Genomic DNA, 1,514 nt, shown 5'->3' on the forward strand with positions numbered 1-1,514 from the left:
CGTTCAGAAAAGATGCTGATAGGTATTTTAGGTATTTTAAAAGCAGGCGGAGCTTATGTTCCTCTTGATCCTGGTTACCCTGTAGAGAGGCTGGGTCATATCCTGAATGATACAGGGGCCCGTCTTATTCTTGCGGAAGAGCAGACTGTGTCTAAGCTGCATGAATATGTTTCAGCAATCGCTAAGAAAGGACCTGCGATTTTAAATTTGGATGATGCAGATGCAGCAGACGGAATCCAAAAATATTTTAGAAAAAATCCTGTCACCGAAGTAAGATCCAACCATCTGGCTTATGTTATTTATACCAGTGGAACAACAGGTATGCCTAAAGGTGTGATGATTGAGCATAGTGGGGTAGTGAATCTTGTAAGTTTTATGACGCGGTCCCACCGCTTTAATGAATATACAAATGTGGGCTGTTATTCGAATTATGTTTTTGATGCTTTTGTCAATGAGGTATTTCCTGTGCTTTGCCACGGTAATACGCTTTGGTTATTCAGTAATGAACAGAGGACCTCTGTAGCGGATCTTAACCATTATATAAAAGCAAATGGCATCGAGGTGTCATTCATTCCACCTGTATTATTGAAGGATCTTCTTGTTGATACGGAATTAAAATTGATTTTCGCCGGCGGAGAGAGCTTTCCTGATATTGACAGGAGCTGCTATAAGGATATTATTTTCCTTAATGAATATGGTCCTACAGAAACAACGGTATGTGCGACCGTTCATCATTATGATGAAGAAGGTAATCCTCTTAATATCGGGCGCCCTATTGATAATGTTTCGGTCTATGTTCTGGACTCTTATTTACGTCCTGTTCCTATTGGAGCAGTCGGAGAGCTGTATGTAGGAGGAGTTGGAGTATCAAGAGGATATTTAAATCTTCCTGAGCTTACTGCAGAGCGCTTTTTGGCTAATCCCTTTCAGACTGAAGAAGAACAAGTATTAGGTTATAATGGACGGATTTATAAAACCGGTGACCTTGTGCGTATCCTTCCAAATGGGGATCTGGAATATCTGGGGCGTAACGACTCACAGATCAAGATTCGTGGTTACCGTATTGAGCAAGGAGAGATTGAGACAGCTCTTCTTGGGTTGAATGGCATTCGTCAGGCGGTAGTGGAGTGCAGGGAGAACAGTATGGGATTAAAATACCTTGCTGCTTATTATGTTTCAGAGAATCCGCTTGACTCCGGAGATATTTCAGTGTTATTATCGGAAGTTCTTCCTGATTATATGGTTCCTTCGGCTTATGTTCATTTGAAAGCATTACCAGTTACTATTAATGGGAAAATAGACAGAAAGGCATTACCAGAACCTTTATTTACAGGTGAAACAGAATATGTAAGTCCTCAGACGCCTTTACAGGAGCAGCTGGTGGAGATTTACGGAGAAGTATTAGGTTTAGACGCAGATCATATCAGTATCCATGATGATTTTTTCCGATTGGGAGGGAATAGTATTATGGCTATTAAACTGGTCAATAAAATTTATCAGCGAACAGGGATACA

The 1,514-nt window shown here is 40.8% G+C and carries 1 protein-coding gene; it reads left to right on the plus strand.

The genetic code is table 11. From position 1 onward, the window contains the following. Positions 1–1,514, plus strand: a 1,514-nt coding sequence (locus LC457_RS23250) for an amino acid adenylation domain-containing protein (protein ID WP_223601912.1), incomplete at both ends; no start/stop codon positions are given.

It is taken from the genome of Chryseobacterium sp. GVT01B, from assembly GCF_019970045.1.
Classification (GTDB): domain Bacteria; phylum Bacteroidota; class Bacteroidia; order Flavobacteriales; family Weeksellaceae; genus Chryseobacterium.